Source organism: Pedobacter sp. GR22-6, assembly GCF_037402555.1.
GTDB lineage: Bacteria > Bacteroidota > Bacteroidia > Sphingobacteriales > Sphingobacteriaceae > Pedobacter.
Genome location: NZ_JBBEUC010000005.1, coordinates 361,171 through 368,817 on the forward strand (window position 1 = coordinate 361,171; position 7,647 = coordinate 368,817).

Genomic DNA, 7,647 nt, shown 5'->3' on the forward strand with positions numbered 1-7,647 from the left:
AAACCCATAATCGTGAGTATAGGAGGTAAGATAAGGTTTCTTTTGTTGTTATTGGGTGCCTGCTGCATTGTTACAGCCTTGTCGCTGAAGCATTCGATCACAAAAAAGGAACTGCTTAGCCATGAAGCCCGTAAGCTTCAGGAAAGCCTTCACCTCAATGAAAAAACTGTCCGTGACTTCTTGGCCGATTCCATTAAGGTGCAACAGGCCAATCAATTTCACCTTAATGAAGATTATGGGTTAAATTTTATCAAAGCCTACTGCCCTAAAGGGATTAACATCCTAACCTACCGGGATGGACAGCTGAAGTTCTGGAGTTCGATTAAGACCATTCCCCTTGATCCGGAATCCCTTCCGGAAGGAATCTCTTTTTCTAAAATCATCAATGGATATTATGAAGTTGTAAAAAAAACAGCAGGCAACCGCAGTTATATTTTTCTAATCGAGGTTAAGAACCAATACGGTATTGAGAATCAATATTTAGATAGTGACATCTCCCGTACCTTATCTGATGCCAACTCACTATCGTTAGCCAATTTTACCGATCCGGAGGTTCACGGTATTACCGACCTCGATGGAAAATTGCTTTTTGAGGTGAAATTGAAGCCTGGTTATTCTACCAGTATATATTCCGCTATAGAAATTTGGCTTTGGATCATTGGCCTCTTTAGCTTCTGCCTTTTTTTCAATTCCTTCTGTTCCTGGCTGGCCAAACGGGGGGACCTTGTGGTGGCTACGATTTTGATTACCCTCTTTTTCCTGACCATCAGAATTACTGATCTGGAATATGGATGGTTCAATCAGCAATTTAACCTTTTGATATTTAGTCCAAAGATTTACGCAGCAAGTTTCTTCATGCCCTCACTGGGCGATTTTTTGCTCAATGTGATTGCTTTAACCTGGGTCATGTTGTTTATTTACACATATAACGATCAATATAGACTTCCATCCTGGCTTTCTGGAAGCCGTTTCATGGGTTTCCTGATCCATGTTTTACTATTGCTCGTTTTCGGTGCAATTGCTATTCTCTTCGATCAGGTATTTCTTGGCCTGATCATCAATTCCAAGATCAATTTTGACATCACTAATATTGTAAACCTGGGCTGGATCACCTGGATCAGTATCATTATACTCTGCCTGGTATGGTTCAATATCTATATTGTAGCCAATATATTTATGCAGCAGACCTTGCAGCTAAACGTAACCAATAAAGAGCGCTTATTGCTGTTTCTGGCTGCTTTCTTTGCATATTTTATCTATAGGCTGGACGAAGGCTTTAATTTCTTTTTTGTAGCCTATGCGCTGTTTATTCTGATTATAGGTTGGAATTTTTACATACGGAAAAACAGCTTTTCCATCACAATATTTGCAGCATTGTTCTTCTGTCTTGCTTTTATATCTTCAGTCAAATACCTGAGGTTTATAGACACGAAGGAAAAGTTCAACCGCCAGAGCATCGCGCAAAAACTGGTCTCTACTGATGATTTTACAGTAATAGGTGTGATCGAAAACTTAGAGCGGGATATACAGTATAATAAATTTGTCCAGAATTTCTTTAAACATCCCGCGCTGAGCAGTGCGGCGGAATTGCAAAAGAACATTGATAAGAAATACCTCAACAGGTATCTGCCACGCTTTGAATACAGCATCTATCAGTATAACAACCTTGATTCTTCTATCACTGGTAAGGAAAATGTTCCACTGAGTTATTTTAAGGGCTTAGTACAATCTGGTTCTGTAAAGGCTTCCGAGTCTAATTACTTTTACCGGATAAATGACACATTCGGATATCAGAACTATTTTGGGATCATCCCTATATTTGAAGACCAGAGGATCCTTGGTACTTTGGTGATTGAGTTGAAATCTCAACCCTACAACTATAAGGGTTTATTGCCTGAAGTACTGGTCGACGGTACAATCAAGAGTGATGATGATTACAGTAATTATTCTATCGCTTTTTATAAAGACGGAAACCTGGAGAACCAGTCAGGGAAGTATACTTACCGGCTTTCGAGCGATGAGTTTACAGAGGGGAAAGTTCAGACGCACTTCTTTACAGATAGTTTGGATTATACCCATTTGGTATACTCCCCGGGCTCCTCTAAAGTTATCATCGTCAGCAAGGCTGATGTTTCTTTTGTAATTAAGTTAGCTACTTTGTCTTTCTTTTTCCTGGTGTTTATAGTTTTCTCCATTTCATTGTATACCCTTATTTGGCTACTTAAGAATATAGATGAAAGCTGGGGTGGCTGGTTTAATATCAATCGATCATTGATGATCAATGCAAATAAGATCCTATACAAGACCAGGATTCAGTTTTCGATCGTGTTATCTGTAGTCGCCACACTATTAATCGTAGGCTGGATTACTTACTTTTATATTCGGGATGAGTATCGTAAACAGCAACAGGACTATATCAAAGAAAAGATACGTAAAGTACAGCGCTCTTATGAAAAACAAATACTGGAGACAGGAGTACCAGACCAGACAGATAAGGCCGTGAATGATTTTAATCAGTTTGCGGATATCAATGCGGCTTATCTCAATCTTTTTGATAAAGAGGGTAAATTGTTGTTCAGTTCCCTGCCCAAAATGTATGATCTTGGTATCATGGCCAAACGTATGGATTCAGAAGCCTATCTCAATCTGCACCAGTTACAGCGCTCAGAGTTTATCAATTCGAATGAAAGGATTGGGTCATTTATATATTCTTCTGCCTATGCACCAATTCGAAATTCACAAAATCAGACCATAGCTTATCTAGGTGTCCCATACTATGCGAATGAAGCAGACTATCAGAATAGGATAGGTGTCTTTATCAACACCTTAATTAATATTTACGCCCTTGTATTTGTTGCGATAGGAATTCTCGCTGTTTTTCTCGCCAATCAAATCACAAGTCCGCTTACCTTCATCCAGGACAGCATTAAAAAAACAAAATGGGGACAAAAAAACCAGCCGATTGTATGGTCCCGACACGATGAAATTGGATCCTTGATCAAGGAATATAATAAGATGATCGCTGCGCTCGATGAAAGTGCTGTGAAATTGGCCCGCTCTGAGCGCGAAAGTGCCTGGAGGGAGATGGCGAAACAAGTAGCGCATGAGATTAAAAACCCACTTACTCCATTGAAGTTGGGTGTACAGCTTTTAGAGAAGTCCTGGAAGGAAAAAGATCCGAATTTTGAAAAGAAGTTTGAACGCTTCAATAAGTCATTCATTGAGCAAATTGACAGCCTCTCCACGATTGCTTCCGAATTTTCTAATTTTGCCAAGATGCCTGATACTAAACTGGAGCAGTTGCTGCTGTTGCCCATTATCGAACAGGCAAGGAATGTATTTACCAATACTGACGGGGTTGAGATTACGATCTTCGACAGAACGAAGGTTGAGGTTATGATTCTGGGCGATAAGGATCAATTGTTGCGAACGTTCAACAATCTGTTTAAGAATGCCATCGAGGCTGCTGTGAGCAATGAGAAATGTTTTGTGAACATCACTATGGTCAATGACAAGGAGCGGGTTTTTATTGAAGTGGAGGACAATGGAAAAGGGATTGATGTAGCACTACAGGATAAAATCTTTGTACCTAATTTTACAACTAAGTCTTCTGGTACGGGCTTGGGATTAGCTTTTGTAAAGCAGGCAGTAGAAAATGCAGGGGGAACTGTAGAATTTAAATCTTTTGCGGAGATAGGCACTACCTTTTATTTGAGTTTCCCTTTATCTTAGGGTTATAGAAGAACGACCCATGGTATAGCCGTCCGCATAAAGAATGATGGCATAGTTGCCTTTTATAAAAGGATTGGGATTGATCCAGTCCATTGTATAAGCTGTGTTATCATCGTTATAGGAGATTGATGTAGAAGAGCTGAACTGCATTTCCTGTCCGTCAGCTTCGAACATATTGTTTTCATTGGCAATCAGATTGCCCGCCGGATCGAAAACACGCAGATAGATTTTATGGTAGTCTTTTTTTGCCAGCTGATTGGGTACAATCTCAAAATGCACACTTAACTTTTTTGCCGTACTTGCCTTTGTCACTTCTATGTTTCTACCGCTACTTTTTACGCGGTATGCAGTAATGCTCACATTACTGGCTTTTAAGGCCGCGCTTGTTTTCACACGTGCGTCCAGTTCGGAATTCTTTTTCTCCAGTTCGGCAGCCCTTTGCGCTGCGGCTTCAGCGGATACCTTCAGGCTGTCCATTTCTGATTTTAGATTTAAATTTTCCCTTTCCAGACGAATGATACTTTCATTGTAATTCTTTACGAAGACACGAAGCTCTTTCACTTCATCCTGTGCCCTTTCAAGCTGTTCCTCTGTAAGTGTTCCATCCTGTAAGGCAAGCTTGAGTTCTGCAATTTTTTTACGGGCGAGCTCCTGTTCCTTAATTAGTTTCTCACTCAAAGCAACGTTTAATGAGTTCGCTTTATCCAGTTCTATTTCAATTTTCTCTACCTCAAGTTTTAAACGGTCTTTTTCCGTATTTACGCTTACAAAACGCTGGTTCTCATGTTTATCTTTCACTAAGAGATAGGCATTCGTACCCAATAAAGCCGCAATCACCACCACCAGGAAATAAATCTTGTTACGGTCACCTTTGTTTGCTAAATCTTTGTGGTCTGACATTAATTTCGGTTTGATTTAAAATCCAGGTTCAAAGGGGCGAACATAAATAAAAATATGTCAAAAGGTAAAAAAAACATACAATTTGTATGAGACTTTGAAAAAAATCGTTTACTTGCTAAAGTCGAGGACTGTACTGTCCGCCGATCACAACAAATGAAACGTTAAAACACACACACACACAACACAAATGATGCTTAAACTAACTCTTTATGCGCTATTCTCTATTCTAGTTCTTCCAATACCCTTAGCCGCCCAGAGCACAACAAAAATTGCTCCAAAACGGGAATTCAGAGGGGTTTGGGTAGCCACGGTATCTAATATCGATTGGCCTTCGCGTCCCGGATTGTCTGTTGATCAGCAGAAACAGGAGCTTATCGGCCTGATGGAACAACACAAGGCCAATGGAATGAATGCTATCGTGTTGCAGGTGAGACCAGCGGCGGATGCGTTTTATGGCAAATCCAGAGAGCCATGGAGTCAATGGCTGGTTGGTAAGCAAGGGATAGCGCCCAGCCCGGGATACGACCCGCTTGCTTTTGCGATTAAAGAGGCACATTTCAGGGGCATGGAACTGCATGCATGGTTCAATCCTTATCGTGCGACGATGAGTGCAAATGCGATCGTACATGAAAGCCATATGACCAAAAAGCGTCCTGAACTGTTTTTTACTTATGCGGGTAAAAAGCAGTTTGATCCCGGTATCCCCGAGGTACGGGAGTACATCGTACAGGTGATCCTGGATGTGGTGAAAGGGTACGATGTAGATGGGATTCATTTCGATGATTATTTCTACCCATACCCGGTGTCCGGACAACGGATCAATGATGCTGCCACCTTCAGTAAATATTCCAATGAGTTTACGAACATTAACGACTGGAGAAGAAACAATGTAGACCTGCTGATCAAACAACTTGATGATAGCATCCATCATTATAAAAAGTATGTGAAGTTTGGAATCAGCCCCTTTGGTATCTGGAGGAACAGTACTGAAGATCCAGAGGGTTCCGCTACTAATGGTTTGTCCAATTATGCGGAGCTCTTTGCCGATTCGCGTAAATGGGTGAAAGAAGGCTGGGTAGATTACATTAATCCACAGGTCTATTTCAGTTTCACGCGTAAAGCAGCGCCCTTTGGAACTTTGGTCGACTGGTGGAGTAACAACAGCTTTGGCAGACATTTATATATTGGACAGGCAGCTTACCTTGTAAATCAGAAGATGGAAGCGGCCTGGCGTGAGCCGGATCAGATCCCAGCACAGGTACGGTATATCCGCAATAATAACCGGGTACAGGGAAGTGTGTATTTTAGTTCAAAATCCTTTTCTAATGTAGCACGTGCAGCTGGAGATTCACTTAGAAATGACCTTTATAAATACCCCGCATTACCACCTCAAATGCCTTGGTTAGACGATATAGAGCCCAACAGACCACAATTACTGACCGCGGATGCCCTGCAGGATGGAGTACACCTTAGGTGGCAAAAGCCCTTAAAAGCAGAAGATGGTGAAACAGCTTCGGGTTATGTTATTTATCGCTTTGGAGAAGGGGAAGAAATTACAGTACTGGATGCCAAGAATATTCTAAAGATCAGTTTTGAAGAGTTTACTACCTTCATCGATACCAGCGTAGAACAAGGTAAACGCTATAATTACCTTGTTACTGCTCTTGACCGTCTGAAAAATGAAAGTGAACCTAGTGGCCCTGTCGGGGTACAGACCAGGAATCCTTAAACCTTGATGATGATCCTTTTGGCATACATGAACCAAAGGATCATCAGCCAGAAAAGAACGAAGCTAACTGCCCAGGCTAGAGATGCATTAACTGGAGATAGATTTTCACTGAAACCTGAATATAGCCAGGACTGAAGTCCTACTTCTTCACCATTGCTGTCTGTTACAGAAAACATTCCCAATGTGCGTGGGATCAATCCTGATAGAAAAAAGACAGTAATGGCATTTACACCATAAACGACAAAAGGCTTAGTAAAGCGATTGTATTGTTGTATATCGATGATCCAATAGCAAATGGACAGCATCAATGTAGCAAGACCTCCTGTGTACAATACAAATGAGCTTGTCCACAACGATTTGTTGATCGGGAACTGTAAGCCCCATGCGAGGCCTAAAAACACGGCTAAACAGCCTGTGGAGAATAACCAGGCGACTTTAGTCGCTGCATCCAGATCTCTACGTTTGAGGTGGGTGCCCACCAGTATGCCAAATAAGCCAGAGGCAATGGCAGGAATAGTGCTCAGAATGCCTTCCGGGTCCCAGGTTTTGGACAATTTCCATAAATGAGCTTCGGAAAGTATACTGCGGTCCAGCCATGCAGCAAGACTGGTTTCTTTCTCCATATTTGGTTCTCCGATGCCAGGTACGGGAACGAAATTCATCAGTACCCAATATCCCGCCAGGAGGAGGATCATAAGTCTGAACAATGTTTTTTCTGAGCATTTGATAAATAAGACTGCAGAAATAAAAAAGACCACCGCGATACGCTGCAGAACACCTGGAATGCGCACATGCGCGAGGGCTTCCATCGGGTTGGTAAATATTTTGGGATAGAGTGAAAGAAATAAGCCCAGCGCAAAGAGGATGAATGCCCTTTTTAATGCTTTTAGAATGAGTTTTCCATGCTGGGTTGGATCCACTTTTCTGCTGCCCATAGCATATACAATTGATACCCCTACAATGAAGAGAAAGAAGGGGAAAATGAGATCGGTAGGGGTGCATCCATTCCATTCTGCATGTTCGAGCGGAGCATAGATGTGCGCCCAGTCTCCGGGATTGTTGACAAGGATCATCGCGGCTACAGTAAGTCCCCGAAAGAAATCGAGTGAAAGTACACGATTGGTAGTCTGGTTTAGTAAGGGGCTGCTAGCCATAGTGGTTTTTGGTTAAGTTATGATCGCTACTGTCTTGACAGTAGCGATCATAAATATAACTAAAATTTATACCTGACAAATGCCTCCATTGCCTCATAATCTGCGAGTCCGAGGTTATCATATGCCTGTGCT

4 protein-coding genes are annotated in these 7,647 nt (G+C 41.7%); 2 read left to right on the forward strand and 2 right to left on the reverse strand.

Going from position 1 to position 7,647, the window contains the following annotated elements; all coding sequences use genetic code 11:
* Positions 1–12: 12 nt before the first annotated feature.
* On the forward strand, positions 13–3,732 hold the full coding sequence (locus WAE59_RS22280; protein WP_337858195.1) for a sensor histidine kinase: 3,720 nt from the start codon (positions 13–15) through the stop codon (positions 3,730–3,732).
* Here WAE59_RS22280 and WAE59_RS22285 read toward each other — a convergent pair.
* Positions 3,724–4,632, reverse strand: a complete 909-nt coding sequence (locus WAE59_RS22285) for a hypothetical protein (RefSeq protein WP_337858196.1) — start codon at positions 4,630–4,632, stop codon at positions 3,724–3,726. The two genes, WAE59_RS22280 and WAE59_RS22285, sit on opposite strands and share 9 nt — an antisense overlap.
* A gap of 190 nt (positions 4,633–4,822) precedes the next feature.
* Between WAE59_RS22285 and WAE59_RS22290 the strand changes: the two genes are divergently transcribed.
* Positions 4,823–6,361 (forward strand): glycoside hydrolase family 10 protein, encoded by a 1,539-nt coding sequence (locus tag WAE59_RS22290; RefSeq protein ID WP_337858206.1) that lies wholly within the window; start codon positions 4,823–4,825, stop codon positions 6,359–6,361.
* On the opposite strand, the gene WAE59_RS22295 is transcribed toward WAE59_RS22290, so the two are convergent.
* The gene (locus WAE59_RS22295) at positions 6,358–7,515 is read right to left on the reverse strand and encodes an acyltransferase family protein (RefSeq protein WP_337858197.1); all 1,158 of its coding nucleotides are present in this window, start codon (positions 7,513–7,515) and stop codon (positions 6,358–6,360) included. The genes WAE59_RS22290 and WAE59_RS22295 overlap by 4 nt on opposite strands.
* Positions 7,516–7,647 lie beyond the last annotated feature (132 nt).